Source organism: Janthinobacterium sp. Mn2066 (genome assembly GCF_049319705.1).
Lineage (GTDB): Bacteria > Pseudomonadota > Gammaproteobacteria > Burkholderiales > Burkholderiaceae_D > Janthinobacterium.
The window spans coordinates 349,969-372,824 of record NZ_JBMOUF010000005.1 but is presented as its reverse complement, the minus strand read 5'-3'; the positions used below and the strand labels follow the sequence as shown (position 1 = coordinate 372,824).

Here is a 22,856-nt window from a genome sequence, read left to right as displayed (position 1 = left end):
GCCATATTATGTTGACATCTTCTCCTACCCCGCAAGCCGAATCGCTGATACGCAGCACCAACGCCCGCGTCACCAAGACCCGCGTGAAAGTGCTCGACTATCTGCTGTCGCACAACCGTTCGCAAACCCACCATGAAATCCAGCAAGCGTTGTCGCAAGACAGCGATATCGATTCCGTCACCTTGTACCGCGTGCTGGAATGGCTGACTGAAAACGAGCTGGTGCACCGCATCGCGGGCGCCGACCAGGTCTGGCGCTTCAGCGCCGGCGCCGGCCACCAGGCGCACGAACACGCGCATTTCCAGTGCACGCGCTGCGCCGACGTGACCTGCTTCAATGAAGTCAAGCTGCCCGCCCCTGTTGCCTTGCCAGAAGGTTTCAGCGGCGGGGAAGTCGACTATCTGATCAAGGGGCTGTGCCCGCGCTGCAAATAAGCCTGCTCAGGGCCGTGCCTGGCGCAAGCCATACAAGGTCCAGCCATACAAGCCTGCCATCAGCAGCACCATTGCCGCACCCAGCGCCGCATACCAGGCTTCCGGCAAGGCCAGCCCGGGTTCGAGCTTGCTGGCCGCCAGATACACGGCCATCAGCAGGCAGATGGCGACGATGGGCCAGCCCAGGCGGCGGCGGAAGGCGCGCATCACCTCTTCCTTGCCGGTACGCATGACCTTGGCCGTGACCCAGCCATCGAACAAGTCCGTTACGCCCATGCCCAAGGTAAATACGAGTCCCGTCAGCAAGGCCGGCCCCATGCCGCCCAGGGCCACGGCGGCATAACCCCAGGCGGCCGCCTGCACGGCCGTATCGACCACCAGCGCAAACAGCATGCCCACCAGCACGCCCGCCACGGGGCCGGATGCGCCGCGCAGCCACGGCGGCAGGATGCGGCTGCGCACGCTGGCCAGGGCCGGGCCTTGCTTGCTGAGCAAGGAGCGCCCATTCATCACGGCGATGACCAGTAGCAAGGCGATCGGCAGCCATTCCAGCGCATCGAACACTTCGGGAGATAAGGCCAGCTCGCTGGACGCCATGGCGGCCGCAGCGATGATGGCCAGCACGGTGATGCCATGGCCCAGGGCAAACATGCCGCCCATCCACGGCATCCAGCGCGGGTGGGTGGGCATGCTGCGCATGGTCAAGCCATCGACGGCGGCCAGGTGATCGGGTTCCAGGCCATGTCGCATGCCGAGGATAAAGATCAGGGCCAGGGCGGGCAAGCCTGCTTCGACGCTCATGCCGCCTCCATGATGCCGGGGCTGACGCCGGCCACGCACTTGTCCAGACCACGGATCAGCATATCCTGGGGCAAGTTGCGGCCGATAAAAATCATCTTGCTGGCCCGTACTTCATCGTCGCGCCATGCTGCGCCCAATTCCGAGCCCATCAGCATGTGCACGCCCTGGAAGACGGCGCGGCATGGCGTGCCGGCAATGTTCAAGATGCCCTTGTAGCGCATCAGCTGGGTGCCAAACACTTGCACCACGGCATCGAGGAAATTTTCCACCTGCATCAAGTCCATCGCCTGCGGCTGGTGGTACACGAACGATTGCACGCCGTCGCCATGACGGTGTCCCAGTTCGCCGAGGAAATCCGGCTCCAGTTCGACGATGGCGTTCAAATTAAAGCCACGGATATTGAGGATATCGCGCAGCGGCACATTGCCGAAGCTCACCTTCTGTATGCTGGCGCGGCAATTGATGGCCACCAGGCGCCGGCGCAGGGCGACCAGCTCCTCCTTGTTGACCAGGTCCGTTTTCGACAGCAGGATGCGGTCGGCAAAGCCCACCTGCTCCTGCGCTTCCTTGTGTGCCGTCAATTGCTGCTGTGCATGGCGTGCATCGATCACCGTCAGGATGGCGTCGAGCATGTAGAACTCACTGACGGACGGTTCCGCAAAGAAGGTTTGCGCCACCGGCCCCGGCGCGGCCAGGCCCGTCGTCTCGATAATCACATGGTCGAAGGCCAGCGTGCCCGCCTCGCGCTTGGCGTGCAGCTCGCCCAGGATGCGGATCAAGTCGCCGCGTACGCTGCAGCAGATGCAACCATTATTCATTTCCACGATCTGCTCGTCGCGGTCTTGCACCAGCAGCGCATTGTCGATGCTTTCGGCGGCAAACTCGTTTTCGATCACGGCGATGCGATAACCGTGGTCCGCCTGCAGGATGCGTTTCAATAAAGTGGTTTTCCCGCTGCCGAGAAAACCGGTGATGATGGTGACGGGGATCAGTTCTGTCATGCTCGCTTCCTGTTCATGGTTAATTTTCCTCTTCTTCCAGCTCTTCCATACGCTGCCATTGCGGGAAAGGGTCGGGCAGCTTGCGCCAGGCAGCCATGCCCTTGCGTGTTTCGGTAAAGTTCAGCTGGCATTTTTTCAAGTCCGCTTCGATGGCCGCCTGGTCCATGTTTTGGCCGATAAACACGATTTCCTGGTAGCGGTCGCCATAAGTCTCGGTCCAGCCGGCTTTCAGTTCCGCCAGGGTTTCCGCATCGGTCGGCCAGCGTTCCTTCGGCACGGAAGCCCACCACAGGCCCACCGGTTCAATATTGATCAGCTTGCCTGCGCCGGACAGGCTGGCCACCCATTCCGGGCGGCTGGCCAGCCAGAAATACCCCTTGCTGCGCACCACGCCGGCAATCGGCTGCGAAATATAGTCATGCAGGCGCTGCGCATGGAACGGTTCCTTGGCGCGATACACAAAACTGCTGATGCCGTACTCTTGCGTCTCCGGCGTATGCACGCCCGCCAATTCCTGGGCCCAGCCCGGCATGCTGGCTGCCTGTTCCAGGTCGAACAGCCCCGTCCCCATGATGGCGTCCAGCGGCACCACGGACTGGTTGGTTTCAATCACGCGCGCGCCGGGATTCAAGGCCTTGATCACGCCTAGCACGCGCAGGCGCTCGGCAGCGTCAACCATGTCCACCTTGTTGAGCACGATCACATTGGCAAATTCGATCTGTTCGGTCAGCAAGTTGGCCAGCTGGCGGTCATCGCCCTCGCCCGCCGTTTCGCCGCGCTGCTCCAGCGTATCTTCGCTGCCGAAGTCGTTGAGCAGGTTGGCGCAGTCGACCACGGTGACCATACAGTCGATGCGGGCCACGTCGTTCAGGCTGTCGCCGTTTTCATCTTCGAAATCAAAGGTGGCGGCCACCGGCATCGGTTCGCCCACGCCCGTCGATTCGATCAGCAGGTAATCGAAACGGTCTTCCTGTGCCAGGCGGCGCACTTCCAGCAACAGATCGTCGCGCAGGGTGCAGCAGATGCAGCCATTCGACATTTCCACCAGTTTTTCCTCGGTGCGCGATAGCGCCGCGCCGGCCGCGTCCGCGCTTTCCTTGACCAGCGAGGCGTCGATATTGACTTCGCTCATGTCGTTGACGATGACGGCCACGCGCTTGCCTTCGCGGTTGCGCAGTATGTGGTTGAGCAAGGTGGTCTTGCCCGCGCCGAGAAAACCGGACAGGACAGTCACGGGGAGTTTGCGATGTTGCGTCATGGAAAATCCTAGAGATGGGTGAACAGTGTGGAAGCGATATGCGATCAGAGATACATTCAGTAATGCAAGTCGATTGCGTTTTTAAATTATAATGCAGCTCACTTGCATTTGTGCAGCATTCTTCACACAGTATTCTTTTGACCAGACCAGAGGCTTCATGCTCCACCTCGCTTCCCTCAGCTATCGCTATGGCCCGCCCCCTGCACAAGCCGTGCTCGCCGTCGACGCCTTTCATTTGCCGGCCGGCCAGCATGGCCTGCTGCTGGGGCCATCGGGCTCGGGCAAGTCGACCCTGCTGCATTTGCTGGCCGGCATATTGACGCCGCAAGGCGGCAAGCTGGAGGTGGCGGGCATGGAACTGTCGCAACTGACGCCGCGCCAGCGCGACGGCTGGCGCGGCCGGGCCATCGGCTTGCTGCCGCAGCAACTGGCGTTGGTGGCCAGCTTGAGCGTGCTGGAAAACGTGCTGCTACCCGCCTATGCCAGCGGCCAACGCCCCAACCCCGGCCATGCGGCGGGCTTGCTCGATAGCCTGGGCCTGGGCGACAAGCTCGATGCCTACCCGCATCAATTGAGCGGCGGCCAGCGGCAACGGGTGGCCATCGCGCGCGCCGTGGCGATGCGGCCGAAATTGATACTGGCCGATGAGCCGACCGCCAACCTCGACGATGAGGCGTGCGCGGCCGTGGTGCGCTTGCTGGCCAGCCAGGCGGAACAGGCCGGCGCCTCGCTATTGATCGCCAGCCATGACGCGCGCGTGCTGGCCGCCTTGCCAGATGCCAGGGTGTTGCGTTTGTCTGCATTGCGGGTGGCGGCATGAATGCGCTGTCGCTGGCCTGGAAAGCCTTGCGCCACAAGCCGTTGGCCACGGCATTGAATTTGCTGCTGATGGCGATCGGCATTGCCATGATGACGTTTATCCTGGCCGTCTCGACCCAGCTGGAAGAAGGCGCGCTGCGCGACGCCGAGGGCATCGACCTGGTGGTGGGCGCCAAGGGGTCGCCGCTGCAACTGATCTTGTCTTCCGTCTACCACGTGGATATTCCCACCGGCAATGTGCCCTACCCTACCTTGCAGGCGCTGGCCACGCAGCCGCTGGTCAGGACGGCGATTCCTTTGGCGCTGGGCGACAATTTCCATGGCTTTCGCATCGTCGGCACCAATGCCGCTTATGCCGAACACTACGATGCGCAGCTGGCGCAGGGCAAGCCTTTCGAGCACCCGATGGAAGCCGTGTTTGGCGCCCTGGCGGCGCGTGAAACGGGCGCCACCCTGGGCGCCAAGTTTGCCGGTTCGCACGGTTTGACGGCCGGCGGCGAGCTGCACGACCATGCGCCGTACACGGTGGTCGGCATATTGCAACCGACCGGAAGCGTGCTGGACCGCTTGATCCTGACGCCCGTCGATTCGGTGTGGCGCGTGCATGAAACCGACCCCGACGAAGTGGCCAAGCCGGTGGCCGAGCGCGAACTGACGGCCGTGCTGGTCGAGTATGCCTCGCCGCTGGCGGCCGTCAGCATGCCGCGCTGGGTCAATAGCCAGCCCCGGCTGCAGGCGGCGCAACCGGCATTCGAGGCGGCGCGGCTGTTCGAGTTGCTGGGCATCGGCATGGATGTGCTGCGCGCCATCGCCGCTGGCGTGCTGCTGGTGGCGGCCCTGTCGATGTTCGTGGCGCTGTATGGCGCGCTGGAGGAACGCAAGACCGATATGGCAATCTTGCGCACCCTGGGCGCCAGCCCGGCCAAACTGCTGCGGCTGCTGCTGGCGCAAGGCTTGCTGCTGTCGCTGGCCGGCGCGCTGATCGGCTGGCTGCTGGGCCACCTGGGCGTGGGCGTACTGGCGGCAAGCCTGGGCAGCGCGCAGCAGTTGCATCTGCACAGCTGGCGCATCGTCGATGGCGAAGCCTGGCTGCCCTTGATCGCCGTGGCGGTGGGGCTGCTGGCCGCCGCCCTGCCCGCCGCGCGCGCCTACCGCACCGATATTGCCGCTACCCTGGCCAGATCCCACTAAAGGACTACCCATGTTAAAAATCATCGTTCTGTCCGCCTGCGCCCTGCTATCTGTTTCGGCCAGCGCCTCTGCACTGGCGGGCGCCACCGAGCAGCCGCCCTCGTTTTTTGCCCCGTTGACCGATATTCCCGGCGTCGTGTCGTGGAGCTTGCTGGGCAAGGCCACCACCGTCAAGGCAAAAAAAGGCCGCATGGTGCCCCAATACACGCCGGAAATCAGCGCACTCGACAATACCGACGTGAAAGTCCAGGGTTTCATGATGCCGCTGGAACCAGGCCAGAAACAAAAACACTTTTTGCTGACCGTGACGTCCGCCAGTTGCCCGTATTGCCTGCCGGCCGGCCCGGAAGGCGTGGTGGAAATCAAGAGCAAGACGCCCGTGAAATTTACCTACGCACCCATCATCATGCAAGGCAAGTTCAAGGTGCTGGCCAATGACAGCATGGGCTTGTACTACCGCATCACGGATGCGGCCGTGGGGTCTGAATGAAGCGTTTTCTTTGCATCTTGGGCTTGGCCGGCAGCGTCGCCAGCGCGGCGCCGCTGCAACTGGACTTGCCCAGGCTTACCGGTGCAGGCCAGGTTAGCCTGAACAGTTACAAGCACCGGCCCGTGATCCTCAATTTCTGGGCTAGCAATTGCATACCCTGCGTAGCCGAATTACCATTGCTAAATGCCCAAGCAGCCAGGCAGCGGCACACGGCCGTGATCGGCATCGCCATCGATGAGCAGCAAGCGGCGCGCGGCTTTTTGCAACAGCATCCTGCCAGCTATGAACAGGCCCACGCGGCCCCGCCGGCAAACCTCCTGATGGGCAGATTTGGCAATCAAATCAGTGGCTTGCCGTACACAGTGATATTAAATGCTGAGCATGAGATCTGCACCCGGCGCCTGGGCCGCATCGATGCCCAGTGGCTGGCCAAGGCCGTGGCTGCCTGCATATAAGAAGCACCTAAGCCGCACAGTTCTGAAAAAGTCCACCCTTGTACCGCTTTCATTGTGATAATACGGTCTCCGTAATTATTTCAGAAAGTGTCATTAGTGCTGACAATCGACGTATCGTCCCTGTTCATTACCATGACACTCAATCTGTTGATCATGGCTGTGGCCTTGCCGTATTTCATGGGGCGGGAAAACCGGGCGGCGCGTTACGCTCAAACCGGGATCATGCTGCAAACGGCAGGCTGGATTTTCCTGCTGTTATCGAGCACCTGCCAGCGGGGTGGCTGGGCTGACCACCTGCTGTCGGTGCTCGCCATGGCCAGCGTATCGTCCGGCATGGTATGCAATGCCATGGCCTTCGAGCTCTGGTGCGGCCGCAAGCCGGCCGCCTACGTTCCCGCCATCATCGCCGTCCTCATGACCACCGGCTATGGTATCGGCTTTGCCGACTATCCGTTTCGGGTCGGCTGGTCCAACGGCTTGCTGGCCTTGCAGATTGCCACCGTGATAGTGAGCCTGTGCCGCACCCCACAGATACCGATTGGACGCTGGCGCTGGTTACTGGTCATATCGTTGTCGGTGCAGATGGTGGTGCTGGCCTTGCGCGGCGTGCTGGGCGCATTTTACACGGCCGAATTTCCGAATTTCTATGCGCCCCACCTGGTCAACCAGATATTTGCCTTGTCATCCAACGCGATGATGGTGCTGTCCGTGGTGGCCATCCTGCTGGCGCACCGCGACGAGATGGCGCGCGAACTGGAACGCCTGGCCACGCAGGACGGTTTGACGGGCGCCCTGAACCGCCGCGCCTGGCTGCTGCAGTCCCGCATTGATCTGGCCAGCAGCTTGCGCTACCGCCAGCCTGTCGGCGTGCTGATGCTGGACCTCGATTACTTCAAGCAGATCAACGATACGCACGGCCATGCCGTTGGCGACCAGGCCTTGCAGCTTTTCGTGACGGGCTTGCGGGCCGTGAGCCGCGCCGGCGACCTGTTCTGCCGTTATGGCGGCGAAGAATTCTGCGTATTGCTCAACTGTGCCGACCTGGCCGCGGTGAAGGCTTACGACGAACGGCTGCGCCTCTGGTTGCAGCAGCACTCGGCGGGAGAGCTGGGCTTCGCGCTGTCCTACAGCGCCGGCATTGCGATGTGCCGGCGCGATGTCGACACCGGCATCGAGAGCGACACCATCGAGAGCATGCTGCAGCGGGCAGACATTGCCCTGTACCAGGCCAAGTCGCACGGACGCGGCTGTACGCTGGCCTGGTATCCGGTATAACTCCAGCATAACACCAGCATCCATGCACCTTGCCAGACTGTCATCGCGCCGTCATATCGCGGCGTTACAGTCGCGTCCTTTGAGTCTTTGTGAGGATGGCAATGAAAACAAACTGGATGATGCGGGCAGCGCTGGCGGCACTGGGCGCGGGGCTGGCGGGCTGTAACGGCAGTTCCCACGCCCCTGCCATACCGGAAGGCACGACCGTGACCCTGGCCTTGCTGGAAACCACCGATATCCATTCGAATGTGCTTGGCTACAACTACTATGCGCTGGCGGAAGACAGCAGCCTGGGCCTGGACCGCACGTCGACCCTGATCCAGGCTGCGCGCGCGGAAAGTCCCAACAACATCCTGCTCGACGATGGCGATGTGATCCAGGGCACTTTGCTGGCCGACCTGCAAGCGGTCGCCACGCCCGTGCCTTGCTCCGGCACGCTGGCCGTGCACAAGGCCATGAATGCGCTCAAGTATGACGCGGGCGGCATGGGCAACCACGAATTCAACTATGGCTTGCCTTTCCTGTCGCAAATCACCAATACCGATTTCGGCATACCTGGCGTGGTGAAACCTGCCGGCAGCTGCGGCGCGCCGACGTATCCATCCGTGCTCAGCAACGTAGTGGGCGTGGCCAGCGGCAAGCCGATCTTCCAGCCTTACGTGCTGCTACCCCGTGATTTCGCCGCCGTCGCCCCCGATGGCAGCAAGCTCAACGTCAAGATCAATGTGGGCGTGATGAGCTTTGTGCCGCCGCAAATCCTGGAATGGGATCAAAAAGTGCTGGCAGGCAAGGTCAGCGTGACGGGCGTGCAGGAAGCGGCCAAGCAATATGTGCCCGAACTGCGCAGCAAGGGCGCCGACCTGGTGGTGGCCCTGTCGCACGGCGGCCTCGATACCAGCCCCTACAGCCCGAAAATGGAAAACGGCAGTTATCATTTGACCAGCACCGGCATCGATGCGCTGATGATCGGCCATTCGCACTTGATTTTCCCGCAAGGCAAGGAAAAAGGCGCGGCCGCGCTGGACGCGTCGTTCGCCTCCTTCCCGGCCAGCGCCAGGATTGATCCCGTTAACGGTTTCGTGAATGGCGTGCCGACGGTGATGGCGCAAAGCTGGGGCCGCCGTTTGGGCATCATCAAGATGACCCTGGCCTACCAGGGCGGTAAATGGGTGGTGCAGCAAACCAAGACCAGCGTGGAATCGCGCGGCTTCAAATACACCGATGGCACCACCCTGGTACAGGCTGACCCGGCCATCGCACCGCTGGTCGCCACCGAACACGCCGCCACCATCGCCTACGCCAAACAGCCGCTGGGCATCAGCACGGATTTCGAAATGTCGGCCTATTTCGCGCTGGCGGGCGACGTCAGCGCGATCCAGCTGGTCAACCAGGCGCAGCTGGACTATGTGAAAAATTTCATTGCCACCAGCACCGATGCGACCCTGGCCAGCTACAAGAATATCCCCGTGATTTCCTGCAGCGCGCCGTTCAAGGCGGGCCGCAACGGGCCGTCGGACTTCACGGACGTGGCCAACGGCGCCACGCCGGCCGCACCGGTCGGCTTGCAGGTGCGCAATCCGGGCGACTTGTATTTGTACAGCAATAACAATCTGCAAGCCGTGAAAATCAAGGGTTCGGACTTGAAGGCCTGGCTGGAAACCTCGGCCAAGCAGTTTGCCCAGATCGACCCGAGTAAAACGGCCGAGCAAGACCTGGTGCCGTCGTATGGCACGATCTATAACTACGACGTGTTCTACGCGGAAAACAATGCCCTGACCTACCAGATCGACGTGACGAAGCCAGCCGGCAGCCGCATCGTCAACCTGACCTACAAGGGCGCGCCAGTGCTGGACGGCGATGATTTCATCGTCGCCACGAATGACTACCGCGCCGGTGGCGGCGGCGCCGTGCCGGGCATCGACGGCAGCAAGACCATCATCAAGTCGCCGGACGCCAACCAGGCCGTCGTCAGCAATTACCTGGCAGCCCTCAGCAGCAAGGGCGGCAAGGTCACCTTGGCCAACAATGGCAGCGCGCGCAGCTGGAGCTTCGTCAAGACCGCCACCAGCGGCCCCGTGATCCTGCGCTCGGCCCCGGGCCACCTGGCGCTGGCGAAGAGCAGCGGGATTGCCAACGTGGTGGCCGAAGGCGGACTCGATGCCAGCGGCTTTGCCAAGTATGCAATTGATTTGAGTAAATAGGCTGAGTAAATAAGCTGAGTGAATAAGCTAAATAAATGCGCTAAGTAAAAGCTGGCCAGAACACGCCGTTCCGGCCAGCGACTCCAGGAAGCAGACCACCATGAAACATTATCTGTCCCTCACCGCGCTGGCGCTGGCAGCCGCGCTGGCCGCTTGCCAGTCATCGACGCTGCCGACCTCGGCAGAAATCGAGGCGAGCGCCATGCAGGCGCGCCAGGCCAACGACGCCAGGGCCGAGCACCGCGTGCGCTACTGGGCCGGCCTCGGCTTGCCGGTCGCCGAGCGCGAACTGGCGCTGGTCTACCAACTGCGTCCCGAACGCCGCGACGACGCTGTACGCCTGTTTGAACAGGCAGCCCGGGCCGGCGATACAGAAGCGGCGTTCGAACTGGGCCAGATGCTGCGCTCATCCGAGCCGCAACAAGCCTGGCTGTGGTACCGCCAGGCGGCCGAACAGCGGCATGCGAAAGCGGCGCTGATGCTGGGTTTGCTGGCAGCCAATGGCGAAGGTCTACCGCAAGACCAGGCCGAGGCGGCCCGCTGGCTGGCCGTTTCCAGCGAGCTGGGCAACGCCCATGCCATGTTTTTGCTGTACAACGCCTACCGCGAAGGCCGCGGCGTGGCGCGCGACCTGGCCAAGAGCCGCGCCTTGCTGGAAGAATCAGCCCACCACGAATACCCGCCCGCCCTGCAGGAACTGGCGATGACGGTGCAGGCCGACGATGCCTTGCAGGCCAGCCATTTATTGAAGGAGGCGACGGAGCACCGGCATAACAATTGGAACAAGTTCTAGCTTTGTCCCAATACAGCAGAGCCTACCAGGGTGTCTGGCCGCTGGCCTCGACGAAGCAGCCAGACACGGCCCCCTCCCCGAGCAGGGCATAGGCTACTGGCAGCCTTGCGCCCTCCTCGGCGCTCATGAAACCTTGCTGGCCGGTCAGGTCGGTCTTCACGTAGCCCGGGCTGACCGAGTTGATGACGATGGATGTGCCGCGCAGCGCTTCGGCCAGCTGCACCGTCAGCATATTGAGCGCCGCCTTCGAGGCGTTATAGCCAATCAGCCGCGCCGCATAATAGGGTGACGCCGGGTCGCCGTTGAGCGTCAACGAGCCCAGCGAGCTGGACAGGTTGACGATGCGCGCTGCCGGCGCCTTGCGCAGCAGCGGCAGCATTGCTTGCGTTACCGCCAGGGCACCGATGAAATTGGTCTCCATGATGCGGCGCACGGCGTCAAGCGAGGCCGTGCCCGGCGGGCCATCCGCCGCATCGACGATACCGGCATTGTTGACCAGGATGTCGAGCCTGCCATGTTCGGCACGGATCGTTTCGGCTGCCGCCGCGATGCTGGCATGGTCGTCGAGGTCGAGCGGAACGGCTTGCGCTTTCAGCCCCTGAGACAAGAGATCGTCGAGCGCCGCTTTGGCGCGCCCGGCATCACGGGCGCCAAGGATGACGACAACGCCGGCTTGCGCAAGCTGGCGCGCAATTTCCAGCCCGATACCTTTGTTGGCGCCGGTGACGAGGGCAATACGGTGACTGCTGATCATGAATGTTCCTTTCAATATGGGTTTGTTGCAGCTAGTATATGAAGGATCATTCAGTTTGAGAATTCGCATATGACCTTGAGCCCGCCACCCCACCTGACAGCCCGGAAAATGCCGCGCCAGGCCCGTTCGAAGGCGACTTTGGACGCTATTTTCGAGGCAACCATTCAGGTTCTGGTGAGCGACGGGCCGCGCCGGCTGACCACTACCCGGGTCGCCGGGCGGGCTGGCGTCTCGGTCGGCACCATGTACCAGTATTTCCCGCACAAGCAGTCGCTGTTCTACGCGCTCAATGAGCGTTATCTGGAGGCATTGGCGCATGAGGTGGAAACCGCTTGCCAGGCGCAGCATGGCGCGCCGATCGGGCAAATGGTGGAGGCGCTGGTGACGAGCTATTGGAACGCCAAGACAGCGCGGCCCGAAGTCACGCGCGCCCTCTACCGTTCCGTCGTGGAACTCGATAATGAGTCCTTGATTGCGGCCTTCAGCCGCCGCGTCGATATGGCAAGCGCCGCCATGCTGGCAAGCACCTCCGACCTCCCGTTCCATGACCTGCCCACGGTCAACCTGACGCTGCTGGCGACCGTCTTCGGCACGGTCCGCAATGTTTTCGAGCGCAACCTTTCCAGCCCCGAGGCCGAAGCCGTCCACAAGCAGCTGATATTGATGTGCATTGCGTATCTGAAGCTGTCGGCAAGCGCTTAGCTAGGTTTCGCCTGGCGGGCCAGCTTGGCCAGCCGTCCCAGCAAGGAACCATACAGCTCGGGCGCGGTGTTGCCGTAGCCGATCACCAGGCCATTGTCTTCCTCAGTGGGCGCCAGCGAAAAACCGGACAAGGGCGAAACTGCCATGCCATAAGCATGGGCAGCGGCAGCAATCATCTGGTCGGGAAAGGCTGGCGGCAGGCGCACGGTCAGGTGCATGCCGCAATGGCCGCCCTCGACCGTATGCGGCACGTCAAAATGATGGATCAGCGCCGCGCACAAGGCTTGCTGGCGGGCACGGTACAGCCTGCGCATGCGGCCCAGGTGGCGCGCATACTGGCCGCTGTCGATAAAGTGCGCCATGGCCAGCTGCTCGTGACGGTGTCCGCCGCGCAACATCGCCGCCAACGGTGCTTGCGCCGCGGCCAGCAAGGCTGGCGGCAGCACCAGGAAACCCAGCCGCAGCGCGGGAAACATGGTCTTGCTGAAGGTGCCCACATACAATACGGGCCCATCGCCAGACAGTCCCTGCATGGCGGCCACCGGTTCGCCCGCGTGACGAAATTCGCTATCGTAATCGTCTTCGACCAGCCAGGCGCCATGCGCGCGCGCCGCGGCTATCAGCTGCAGGCGGCGCGGCACGGGCAAGACCGCGCCCAGCGGATACTGATGGGCCGGCGTGGTATAGACCAGGCGTGGCGGATACTCACGCCAATCCTCGGGCGTGGCCGCCAGGCCGTGGCCATCGACCCGCATCGGCCGTATTCGCAAGTCGCCCGCCTGCATGGCCGCCTTGATGCCGCGATAGCCAGGATCCTCCACCCAGACCATATCTCCGGGATTGCTCAGCAGCCGCACGCACAAGGTCAGCGCTTCCTGCGCGCCTTCCGTGATGACGATCTGTTCCGCGCTGCAGCGCACGCCGCGCGCGACGGCCAGGTAGCGGGCGATGGCGGCCCGCAAGGCAGGCTCGCCGGCCGGATCGCCATAGCCGAGCGCTGCCGTGTTGCCTTGATAAGCCACATCCAGGGCCCGGCGCCAGGCGGCCAGCGGAAATTGCGGCAACGCCGGCTCGCCCGGCCGCAGCGCCGCCGGCCTGTGCATCGCCAACGGTGCGGCAAACTGCGCCACGCGCCGGGCCAGCACCGGTGCCGCGGATTGCGCCGGCTTTTCTTCCCGCTGCGACCTGGGCGCCACTTGCGTGCCTTGTCTGCGCGCCAGCACATATCCTTCCACGGCCAATTGATCATAGACGGCGCTGACGGTATTGCGCGCGATGCCCAGGGTAGCAGCCAGGGCGCGTGAACCGGGCAGGCTGCTTCCGGCCGCCAATTCGCCGCCAAGGATGGCGCTCTTCAGGCGTGCATGCAGCTGGCGTTGCAAGGGAGCGGCGCCGGCAGCGCGCGACAGCGGCAGTTCCAAAAAGGTTTGCGGATGCATGGGATTGATCGTGAGCTAGTCTATGGCACCATCAAATATACAGGATCTGGATCTTGTCATGGTACCTCGATAGCCGTATCGTGCCCTTCTGGGGCCGGCATGGTGCCGGTGCCATCTTGTAGAAAGCGCACCATGTCTTCCTTTTTCAACCACCTGCAGCAACCGATAGGCGCCCCGCTCCCCGGCTGGACCACCCGCCCCCGTCCTGAACGCATCAGCTTGCAGGGACGTTACTGCCGCCTGGAAGCGCTCGACGCCGGACGCCACGCCAGCGACCTGTATCAAGCCTATGCACAGGCGCCCGATCACAGGGGCTGGACCTATATGGTCAGCGGCCCGTTCACGGATGCGGCCGGCTACCGGGCCTATGCGGAGCTGGCCGCGCAGAGCATGGACCCGCTGCATTTCGCCGTAATCGACCTGCGTAGCGGACGCGCCGTGGGCACCCTGGCGCTGATGCGCATCGACCCGGCCAATGGGGCCATCGAAGTGGGCCACGTGATGTTTTCTCCCAGCCTGCAGCGCACGCCGATTTCCACCGAAGCCCAGTTCCTGCTGATGCGCCATGCTTTCGACACCCTGGGCTACCGCCGCTATGAATGGAAATGCGATCACCTGAACGCGCCATCGCGGCAAGCGGCGCTGCGCCTGGGCTTTCAATTCGAAGGGATCTTCCGCCAGGCCAGCGTCTACAAGGGCCGCAGCCGCGACACGGCCTGGTTTTCCATCATCGACAGCGAATGGCCGGCCTTGCGCTCGGCTTTCCTGCAATGGCTGGCGCCAGACAATATGCTGGCCGACGGCGTGCAGCGACAGTCGCTGGCCAGCATGCGGGAGCGATGCCGCCAATAAGGTGCAGCAACGTTCATTGCGCCATGTCAATCGTGTTGGAGCTGGCGGCGGCGTCAGGCTATGATGGGTTTGCCGCCTTCGATGGCGGCGCCGGGATGCTGTGCCTCCCGACAGGATTACACTGAAATGCTTTTTAGAAATCGCCATTCTGAACCAGCCCGGTGAGCTTCGTGCATCCCAGCCAGTGGTAAACAGCAGGTATGGGGAAAGCGCAGAGATAAGCGTCAGGACGCCCGTGCGCACCAGGCCGGTTCATTGCCCTTCTCATTCAGAAAGAGTCCAATGAAAAAGCTCACCACTGCCGCCGGCGCGCCTGTTGTCGACAATCAAAACATCCAGACAGCGGGGCCACGGGGTCCCGCCCTGCTGCAAGATGTCTGGTTCCTGGAAAAACTGGCCCATTTTGACCGCGAAGTCATCCCGGAACGCCGCATGCACGCGAAGGGATCAGGGGCGTATGGCACGTTTACCGTCACGCACGACATCACGCGCTATACACGCGCGAAAATTTTCTCTGCCGTGGGCAAGAGCACGCCGATGTTTGCGCGCTTTTCCACGGTGGCCGGCGAACGGGGCGCGGCCGATGCGGAACGCGATATCCGCGGCTTTGCCCTGAAGTTTTATACGGAAGAAGGCAACTGGGATCTGGTGGGCAACAACACGCCCGTGTTTTTCATGCGCGACCCGCTGAAGTTCCCCGACCTGAACCACGCCATCAAGCGCGATCCGCGCACGGGATTGCGCAGCCCCAACAGCAACTGGGACTTCTGGACTTCGCTGCCGGAAGCGCTGCACCAGGTCACCGTGGTGATGAGCGACCGGGGCTTGCCCCGCAGTTTTCGCCACATGCATGGTTTCGGCAGCCATACCTTCAGCTTCCTGAATGCGCAAAACGAGCGTTTCTGGGTCAAGTTCACTTTTAAAACCCAGCAAGGCATACAAAACCTGACGGATGCCGAGGCGGAGGCGCTGGTGGGGCAAGACCGCGAAAGCTCGCACCGCGACCTGTATGAAAGCATCGAAAACAAGGATTTCCCGCGCTGGACCCTGTACGTGCAGATCATGCCCGAAAAAGAAGCGGGCACCTACCACATCAACCCTTTCGACCTGTCGAAAGTGTGGCCGCACGGCGACTATCCGCTGATCGAAGTGGGCGTGCTGGAGCTGAACCGCAATGCGGAAAACCACTTTGCAGAAGTGGAACAAGCAGCCTTCAACCCGGCCAATGTGGTGCCAGGCATCAGTTTCTCGCCAGACAAAATGTTGCAGGGACGTTTGTTTTCCTATGGCGATGCGCAGCGCTACCGCCTGGGCGTCAACCATGCCCACATCCCCGTCAACGCACCCAGGTGCCCGTTCCACAGCTACCACCGCGACGGCCAGATGCGCGTCGATGGCAACCTGGGCGGCACCCTGGCGTACGAACCGAACAGCAAGCAGGAATGGGCCGAACAGCCCGATTTCCGCGAACCGCCATTGAGCCTCGAAGGCGCGGCCGACCACTGGAATCACCGGGTCGATGAAGATTATTATTCGCAGCCGCGCGCCCTGTTCCAGCTCATGACAAAAGCACAGCAGCAAGTACTGTTCGAGAACACGGCGCGCGCCATTTCCGGCGCTTCGCCGGAAGTCAAGGCCCGCCATATCGGCAACTGTACCTTGTGCGACCCGGCCTATGGCGCCGGCGTGGCCGAAGCGATCGGCAGGCTGAGCAAATAAACGGCAACGCTGCCCAAGCGCCGGCGTCCTTGCAGACGCCGGCGCTTTCGGCTTTTTGCTAGCGCTGCAGGATATCGATCTGTCCCGTGATGCTCGTTTCCACCGCATAGCCCTCCACCTGGGCCGGCACGCGCTGCCGCACCGAGGCGTCGCGCACGTACAGCACGATGGTCTCGTTGCCGCGCAGGTTATGCCCCAGGCTGACGCCTTCCACGCCCTCGATGGCCATCAACGCGCGCTCATTGCGCCGCTTCGCCGCCTCCAGCCTGCCATGCACGACGGATGGCGCCGCCATGCCGTCGCTATCGGGCAGATAAGGCATGGCCGCATCTTCCGCCAGCAGATAAGGGTCTTGCATGAATTTACTGTTTGACATGATTTTTCTCCTGCCGCCGTGCACAACACTGCTGGCGACACTACCATCATCGTGCAAAACAGGCGCTTGCGCAAGCAGGCATCCCGGCGCGCCCACGGACTCTTGCTCAGGTGCAAATCAGGTGTACAGGTTGATATCAAGCGCCACTACCACCCTGCGCATCTGGTTGGCAAACGTGACGTTGCCGCCACCGGCAAACAGCAGGCCGACCGGGTTGCGCTGCTGATTCCAGGTCCAGATCGACGAGCCGGAATCGCCGCCCGCGCTGAAGGCGCCGCTCAAGCCCTGGATGGCGATCTGATCCTGGAACAGCGCGACCCTGCCGCCCCCGTAATTGACATTGATCGTCGCGCCCAGGCCCGTGATGCGGCCCTGCGTCAGTTGCGTGGTGCGCCCGGATTTGCCGACCAGCATGCCCAGTGCCGGGGCGACCAGTCCGCTGCTGATGCGAAAATAGGCGGGCACGCCGCCGCTGAGAAACACCAGTTCGCGCCGCACCCGGTCTGGCCAGGCCCAGCCGGTGGCGCAATCGACAAAATTGACGCCGCCGCTGAAATTGATCGGCACGAACCGCTCCAGGGTGGCGACCTGGTCTTGCGGACATTTTCCGCCGTCGATCGGCCCCGGCTGCACGATGCAGTCGCCAAACACGGCGCCATTCGAGTTGGCCAGCACGTGATTGTTGCTAAGGATCATCAGGCGGCTGTTGCGCGGCGCGCTGCGGCCCACCGCCAGGCAGGCGATGGAGCCTGCCGTGATGCGGAAGTGGCCGACCGACACGCCGCCCGGCGCGGGCCGCAGGCGAAAGCGGTGCGGCTGGGCGTCGATCACGCCCGTGACGACGATGTTGACGGGCACCTTGTCGCTGGCCATAGCGCGGATGCCCATGGCCGACACGATGGCCGCCTTGGCGCGGTCGACCGAGGTCGGTTCGGCCACATACAGGGTCAGCGCCGGCAGGCCCGGTTCGCCGGAGGAACTGTCGCTGGCGCCCTCGCCCAGGCCGATCGCGACGCCCTGGATATTGCCCGCATCGTTGAAGGCATCGACCGCGCGCACGCCGGCCGCCTGCGAAATGGCCGTGCGCATGCCGTCCTCGATGCTGCGCTTCATTTCCAGCAATTCCATGCTGACGCCGGCCAGCGCATCCTGGACTGCCGCCACCGAGGCGCTTTCAATGCCGGTATCGTCCTCGCCTGGCGCGGAAAATTGCCCCACGGCTTCTTCATCGTCGGCGCTTTGACCCTTGCCGGCGCCGCCTGCGGGCGGCGTACTGAATCCTTGTTCATCGCTCATCATTTTGCTCTCCTTGTGGGCATCTCCCCCAGGCAGTGTGGGCCGCTGGCGGCGGCCGGCATTGATCTGGATCCAGGTGTCCAGGTGTGCCGGCGCATAAAAATGATTTCAAAAAGACCAGGTAAATAGTTCCACCTTTTGAGTTGAGCGACATCAGGTGTGCGACCGTCGCCGGCATCGCCAGCGCCCTATACTGAGATGGCAAATTGGAATCCACGCGCTGACCACCGGAGGGATAGTAGAAAGATGACGATACTTCGAACGACGCCACACTACCCAGCGCAGCCGCTGGCCGCCGGCGGCAGCGAGACTCCCGACGGCAGCGCCATCGATGTCACGGCGGCGCAAGCCGGGGAAGATGACGCGACCCAGCGCAGCAGCCTGATGCGGCGCATGGAAGCGTTCACGGCGGAGCACCGCGTGGACCGCTGGGATGGCGTTTTTTCCGACTTCGTCGCCCACATCCTGCCGGGTAGCGCAGCCCAGCTGGCCCGCAACGCCCATCAATATCTGTGGGACATGATGCGCTGGAGCGGGCATGAAGACAGCGGCGGCCATTTCCGCTGCCGCCTGTTCGACGACGAACTGTTTGGCATCGACGAGGCGATCGACCGCGTGGCCGCCTATTTCAAGGCGGCCGCCGCCGGCTCCGAAGTCGGACGGCGCATGCTGTTGCTGCTGGGGCCGCCTTCGGGCGGCAAGTCGACCCTGGTGATCCTGCTCAAGCGCGGGCTGGAAGAGTACAGCCGCACCCAGGAAGGCGCCCTGTATGGCATCGCCGGCTGTCCCGTGCACGAATCGCCGCTGCACCTGGTGCCGCAAACCATGCGCGCCGCCTTCCGCGACAGTTATGGCGTCGAGATCCGCGGCGAACTGTGCCCGCATTGCTGCGCCCGCCTGGAAGACCAGCACCATGGCGATTTCCTGCGCATGCCCGTCGAACGCATCATGATTTCCGAGGCGAGCCGCTGCGGCGTGGGCACGTATGCGCCGCATGATCCCACCACGGCCGACCTGGCGGACCTGGTCGGTTCGGTCGACCTGTCAAAAGTGGCCCATTATGGCGACGAAGGCGATCCGCGCGCCTGGTCGTGGTCGGGCGCCGTGTATGCAGCCAGCCGTGGCATGCTGGAAATGATCGAGATCCTCAAGGTCAAGCGCGAATTCCTGTACCTGCTGCTGACCCTGACGCAGGAAAAGAATGTCAAGGTATCGCGCTTCCCCCTGATTTATCTCGATGAATGCATCCTCGCCCACACGAATCTGGCGGAATTCCGCAAGTTTTTGCAAGAAAGCGAGAATGAAGCCCTGCTCGACCGCATGGTCATCGTGCAAGTACCGTACACGCTCAATTACCGCGAAGAAGCGCGCATCTACCGCAAGCTGATCCTGTCTGCCGCGCCCGCCTTCCGCGAGGTGCACCTGGACCCGCACGTGCTGCATGCCGCCGCCGTATTCGCCATCCTGAGCCGCATGCAGGAAGGCGACGACAAGGAAAGCGAGCTGGTCAAAAAGCTGCGCATCTACGCCGATGAAGAAGTGGAAGACTTGAACCAGGCCGAAGTGCGGCGCCTGCGCGACAGGGACAAGGCGCCAGAGGAAGGCCTGGCCGGCGTCTCGCCCCGCTTCGTCATCAATGCGCTGTCGCACGCCATCATTTCCGCGCAGCGCAACAGCCTCTCCACCATGGAGGTACTGCTGGCCCTGAAGGACGCCATCGAGAACGACGCCCGCATCGAGCCCCGGCGCAAGCGCAAGTGGATCGATTACCTGGTGCTGACGCGCAAGGATTTCTATAACCGCTGGGTCAAGGCGGACGTGCACAAGGCCTTGTTCGTCTCGTTCGAGCAGGAAGCGCAGGACCTGCTCGACAAGTATCTCGACGAGGTGGAAGCCATGCTCGACAACCGCCAGATCCGCGACCCGATCACCAATGAAGAACGGCGGCCCGATGAACGGTTCCTGCGCACCGTGGAAGAAAAAATCCATATCAGCGATTCCGGCAAGCAGTCCTTCCGCCAGGAAGTGGTGCGCAAGGCCATGGGCGCCTTCAAGCGTGGCGAGCCATTTGGCCTGGGCAGCCATGTCCAGCTGCATGACGCCGTCCAGCAATATCTGTTTGAACAGCGGCGCGACGTGCTGCGCCTGGTCAGCTCGTCCAAGCGCCCCGACGATGACGTGCGCAACAAGATTTCCGCCGTCGAACGGCGCCTGGTCGATGAATACGGTTATGACGCCCACAGCGCGCGCGAAGCGCTCAACTATGTCACCACCCTGCTGGCACAGGAGTAAGCATGCAAGCGACCCGCAACATGGCTGCCGATCGGAACGTCACGCCGGAACGCACGCCAGGGGCCGGGATCAGGGCTGAGAGCGAGACCGGACAGCGCCTGGCACAGCCCTGGTACGCCCTGTTTTCACGCGGCGCGCGCGACTGGCTGCGGCACAGCCAAAAGGTACGCGACGCCGTGCAGGCGCACTTGTCCGACCTGATCACCAGCCCCGACGTCATCAGCGGGCCGCAGCAGCGCCAGGTGCAAGTGCCCGTGCGCCTGCTGGAACACGCCCGCTTCCGCCTGGCGCAGCCGCGCAGCAGCCACGGCGCCGGCCAGGGGGCAGGCCAGCCGGGCGACATCCTGCGCGCCGCGCGGCCGCCGGGCTCCGACGATGAAGCAGAGCAAGGCGACGGCGGCAATGGCGAGGGCGAAGTACGCCTGCTGCTGGAATTTGCCATCGACGACATCATGGACTGGCTGTGGGAAGAGCTGAAACTGCCGAATCTGCAGCCGCGGCACCTGAGCACGATCGACGATGCCGCCTATGTCCGGGCCGGCTGGGACAAGCATGGCGCGCGCTCGCGGCTGGACCGGCGGCGCACCATGAAGGAAGCGATCAAGCGGCGCGCCGTGCAGACACAAGTGCAAACGCAGCTGCAGACGCCGCAGACTCAAAAGCAGCCGGTCGCCTTCATCAACGAAGACTTGCGTTTCCGCCAGTTGCTGCTGAAACCACGCCCCAGTGCGAACGCCGTGGTGTTTTTCGTCCTCGACGTGTCGGCCAGCATGGCGCAGGCCGAGCGCAAACTGGCCAAATCCTTCTTTTTCTTCGCACTGCAAGGCTTGCGCCGCAGTTATGCCAGGGTCGAGGCGCGTTTCATCGCCCATACGACACGGGCCTGGGAGTTTTCCGAGGAAGAATTCTTTCAAGTCAATGGCATGGGCGGCACCATCGCTTCAGGCGCCTTTCGCCTGGGCCGCGAATTGCTGAACGAACACTATGCGTCCGGCCAGTACAACGCCTACCTGTTCTATGCTTCCGATGGCGAGAACTTCAGCGAAGACCGCAGCGCGGCCAGCCTGGCGCTCGGCGAGCTGCTACCCTTGCTCAACTACATGGGCTACCTGGAAACCGTTCCCGGCACGCCACGCACCCTGGAAACAGAAATGCACCGCCTGTGCGCGGAGCAGGAGCGCCACGGCTTGCCCCTGCACTGCAGCATCCTGGCCAAAACAGACGATGTCTGGGCCGCCATCCGCACCTTCTTTCAACACGAAGGCGCCGCAATGCAGGCATCGCCATGAACAATGACGCGGCTACGCTGGCGGACTATGCGGCGCGCATCGAGGCGCTGGCCGTGGAACTGGGGCTGGACTTCCATCGCGTCGATTTTGAACTGGTGCCGAATAGCTTCATGGCCGAAATCGCCATCTACGGCTTGCCTGTGCGCATGCGCCACTGGTCGTTCGGCTTGCGCTACATCCAGCAGCTGGTGCAGCAAAAGATGGGCAATTCACACATCTTTGAAGTGATGTTTCCCGGCGACCCCTGCCACGCCTATATGGCAGAGAACAACTCCGTGGCCGACAACACCCTGGTCACGGCGCATGTGCTGGGCCACGCCGATTTCGCCCACCGCAACCAGCTGTTCGTCCGTTTCGGCGCCATGGCCGGCATGCATATCCTCGAGCAAAGCGCGGCGCGGGCGCACCGTATCGAGCAGGCCTTGCAGCGCCATGGGCAGGAGCAGGTCGAAGCCGTACTCGATGCGGCCCTGGCGCTGGAACAGCATGTCGATATCAACCTGCCGCTGCACCGGACGCGCTATTGCTGTCATGACACGGCCGGCGCCGTGCCCGCCCCCTCGCCGCTGGCGTCGTTTACGCAACGCTACCAGCACTTGCCGGGCGAACGGCCCGCCGCGGAACAGCCGGCGGGGCGCCCCTTGCTGCCGCCGCAGCCCGAGCATGACTTGCTATGGTTTATCGCCCAGTACGGGCCGGAGCTGGCAGACTGGGAGCGCGATATTTTCCTGGCGGTACGCGAAGAATCGTTTTATTTTTATCCCGTCTATGCCTGCCAGATCATGAACGAAGGCTGGGCCTCGTACTGGCATGCGCGGCTGTTGCGCGAGGCCGATTTCCTGCCGCCAGCACTGTATCTGTCCGCCATCAAGTCGCATTCGGACGTGGTGCGGCCGCATGCCGGCGAGCGGCAGCTGGCCTTGTCGCTGAATCCCTACCACCTGGGATTTCGCATGTGGGAACGCATCATCGAAGACCAGGGGCTGGAAAAAGCGCGCCAGATCTGCCGCGATGACGATGACTTCAGCTTTATCCGCAATTACCTGGACGCCGAACTGGCCGACGAACTGGGCCTGTTCGTGCACGAAAGCCGCCGCGATGGCGAAACGCGCCTGGCCAGCCGCGACCTCCACGCCATCCGCGAAGCAATCCTGGCGCCCAAGTACAACTATGGCGCACCGTGCATCGCCGTCACCGTTCTGAGCGACGATGGCAGCCTGGTGCTGCGGCACGACCACCAGCGCGATGGCCGGGGGCTGGACCTGGAGCAGGCCGAACGGGTGCTCGCTTATGTGGCCAGGGTATGGCGCCGGCCCGCGAGCCTGCATACGACCGACTTTCGCGGCACGCCGCGCGTGCTGGCCAGCGGCAGTAGCGGCAGCACGCGCGTTGCGCCACCGGCGCGTCCACCGGCGTAGT

General features: G+C 63.0%; 20 protein-coding genes and 1 pseudogene. 14 read left to right on the top strand and 7 right to left on the bottom strand.

Annotation, left to right across the window (positions count from 1 at the left end; genetic code table 11):
- Positions 1-8 precede the first annotated feature (8 nt).
- A complete protein-coding gene (locus tag ACL9RI_RS12145) occupies positions 9-434 on the top strand; it encodes a Fur family transcriptional regulator (RefSeq protein WP_422726826.1) in 426 nt (141 codons plus the stop codon).
- A 6-nt stretch (positions 435-440) separates the two neighbouring features.
- Here ACL9RI_RS12145 and ACL9RI_RS12140 read toward each other — a convergent pair whose 3' ends face one another.
- From ACL9RI_RS12140 to zigA, 3 genes are read right to left on the bottom strand one after another with little or no spacing between them, the layout of a single operon-like run.
- A complete protein-coding gene (locus tag ACL9RI_RS12140; protein WP_422726825.1) occupies positions 441-1,235 on the bottom strand; it encodes a hypothetical protein in 795 nt (264 codons plus the stop codon).
- Positions 1,232-2,236 (bottom strand): CobW family GTP-binding protein, encoded by a 1,005-nt coding sequence (locus tag ACL9RI_RS12135; RefSeq protein ID WP_422726824.1) that lies wholly within the window; start codon positions 2,234-2,236, stop codon positions 1,232-1,234. The genes ACL9RI_RS12140 and ACL9RI_RS12135 overlap by 4 nt, the downstream gene beginning before the upstream one ends.
- Before the next feature lie 19 nt (positions 2,237-2,255).
- A complete protein-coding gene (gene zigA, locus ACL9RI_RS12130; RefSeq protein ID WP_422726823.1) occupies positions 2,256-3,494 on the bottom strand; it encodes a zinc metallochaperone GTPase ZigA in 1,239 nt (412 codons plus the stop codon).
- Between the two features lie 157 nt (positions 3,495-3,651).
- Between zigA and ACL9RI_RS12125 the strand changes: the two genes are divergently transcribed.
- The 7 genes from ACL9RI_RS12125 to ACL9RI_RS12095 all read left to right on the top strand — a co-directional run bounded on the left by ACL9RI_RS12125 (position 3,652) and on the right by ACL9RI_RS12095 (position 10,718).
- Entirely contained in the window at positions 3,652-4,314 is a 663-nt protein-coding gene (locus tag ACL9RI_RS12125; protein ID WP_422726822.1) for an ABC transporter ATP-binding protein, read from the top strand.
- Positions 4,311-5,504 (top strand): FtsX-like permease family protein, encoded by a 1,194-nt coding sequence (locus tag ACL9RI_RS12120; RefSeq protein ID WP_422726821.1) that lies wholly within the window; start codon positions 4,311-4,313, stop codon positions 5,502-5,504. The genes ACL9RI_RS12125 and ACL9RI_RS12120 overlap by 4 nt, the downstream gene beginning before the upstream one ends.
- Positions 5,505-5,514: 10 nt before the next feature.
- Entirely contained in the window at positions 5,515-5,994 is a 480-nt protein-coding gene (locus tag ACL9RI_RS12115; RefSeq protein ID WP_422726820.1) for a DUF3299 domain-containing protein, read from the top strand.
- Positions 5,991-6,449, top strand: a complete 459-nt coding sequence (locus ACL9RI_RS12110) for a TlpA family protein disulfide reductase (RefSeq protein WP_422726819.1) — start codon at positions 5,991-5,993, stop codon at positions 6,447-6,449. Before ACL9RI_RS12115 ends, ACL9RI_RS12110 begins: the two co-directional genes overlap by 4 nt.
- A gap of 96 nt (positions 6,450-6,545) precedes the next feature.
- The gene (locus ACL9RI_RS12105; protein WP_422726818.1) at positions 6,546-7,724 is read left to right on the top strand and encodes a GGDEF domain-containing protein; all 1,179 of its coding nucleotides are present in this window, start codon (positions 6,546-6,548) and stop codon (positions 7,722-7,724) included.
- A 101-nt stretch (positions 7,725-7,825) separates the two neighbouring features.
- Complete coding sequence (locus tag ACL9RI_RS12100; RefSeq protein WP_422726817.1) at positions 7,826-9,925, top strand: bifunctional 2',3'-cyclic-nucleotide 2'-phosphodiesterase/3'-nucleotidase; 2,100 nt, start codon at positions 7,826-7,828, stop codon at positions 9,923-9,925.
- A 100-nt stretch (positions 9,926-10,025) separates the two neighbouring features.
- A complete protein-coding gene (locus tag ACL9RI_RS12095; protein ID WP_422726816.1) occupies positions 10,026-10,718 on the top strand; it encodes a tetratricopeptide repeat protein in 693 nt (230 codons plus the stop codon).
- A gap of 22 nt (positions 10,719-10,740) precedes the next feature.
- Here ACL9RI_RS12095 and ACL9RI_RS12090 read toward each other — a convergent pair whose 3' ends face one another.
- On the bottom strand, positions 10,741-11,472 hold the full coding sequence (locus ACL9RI_RS12090; RefSeq protein WP_422726815.1) for an SDR family oxidoreductase: 732 nt from the start codon (positions 11,470-11,472) through the stop codon (positions 10,741-10,743).
- Between the two features lie 69 nt (positions 11,473-11,541).
- Between ACL9RI_RS12090 and ACL9RI_RS12085 the strand changes: the two genes are divergently transcribed.
- Positions 11,542-12,174, top strand: coding sequence for a TetR/AcrR family transcriptional regulator (locus tag ACL9RI_RS12085; RefSeq protein ID WP_422726814.1), 633 nt, complete (start codon positions 11,542-11,544; stop codon positions 12,172-12,174).
- Here ACL9RI_RS12085 and ACL9RI_RS12080 read toward each other — a convergent pair.
- Positions 12,171-13,613 (bottom strand): PLP-dependent aminotransferase family protein, encoded by a 1,443-nt coding sequence (locus tag ACL9RI_RS12080; protein WP_422726813.1) that lies wholly within the window; start codon positions 13,611-13,613, stop codon positions 12,171-12,173. The genes ACL9RI_RS12085 and ACL9RI_RS12080 overlap by 4 nt on opposite strands.
- A 132-nt stretch (positions 13,614-13,745) precedes the next feature.
- Between ACL9RI_RS12080 and ACL9RI_RS12075 the strand changes: the two are divergent.
- A pseudogene (locus tag ACL9RI_RS12075) lies at positions 13,746-14,447 on the top strand (GNAT family N-acetyltransferase); the annotation flags it as partial.
- Positions 14,448-14,747: 300 nt separating this feature from the next.
- Positions 14,748-16,184 (top strand): catalase, encoded by a 1,437-nt coding sequence (locus ACL9RI_RS12070; RefSeq protein WP_422726812.1) that lies wholly within the window; start codon positions 14,748-14,750, stop codon positions 16,182-16,184.
- 58 nt (positions 16,185-16,242) lie between these two features.
- On the opposite strand, the gene ACL9RI_RS12065 is transcribed toward ACL9RI_RS12070, so the two are convergent.
- Both ACL9RI_RS12065 and ACL9RI_RS12060 read right to left on the bottom strand, forming a co-directional pair.
- A complete protein-coding gene (locus ACL9RI_RS12065; protein WP_422726811.1) occupies positions 16,243-16,560 on the bottom strand; it encodes a hypothetical protein in 318 nt (105 codons plus the stop codon).
- Positions 16,561-16,677: 117 nt separating this feature from the next.
- A complete protein-coding gene (locus ACL9RI_RS12060; protein WP_422726810.1) occupies positions 16,678-17,859 on the bottom strand; it encodes a hypothetical protein in 1,182 nt (393 codons plus the stop codon).
- Between the two features lie 243 nt (positions 17,860-18,102).
- Between ACL9RI_RS12060 and ACL9RI_RS12055 the strand changes: the two genes are divergently transcribed.
- Genes ACL9RI_RS12055 through ACL9RI_RS12045 form a run of 3 tightly spaced genes read left to right on the top strand, consistent with a single transcriptional unit; the run spans position 18,103 to position 22,855 of the window.
- Positions 18,103-20,148, top strand: a complete 2,046-nt coding sequence (locus ACL9RI_RS12055; protein WP_422726809.1) for a serine protein kinase — start codon at positions 18,103-18,105, stop codon at positions 20,146-20,148.
- 2 nt (positions 20,149-20,150) lie between these two features.
- A complete protein-coding gene (locus tag ACL9RI_RS12050) occupies positions 20,151-21,437 on the top strand; it encodes a DUF444 family protein (protein WP_422726808.1) in 1,287 nt (428 codons plus the stop codon).
- Positions 21,434-22,855 (top strand): SpoVR family protein, encoded by a 1,422-nt coding sequence (locus ACL9RI_RS12045; RefSeq protein ID WP_422726807.1) that lies wholly within the window; start codon positions 21,434-21,436, stop codon positions 22,853-22,855. The genes ACL9RI_RS12050 and ACL9RI_RS12045 overlap by 4 nt, the downstream gene beginning before the upstream one ends.
- The last annotated feature ends 1 nt before the right edge of the window (position 22,856 follow it).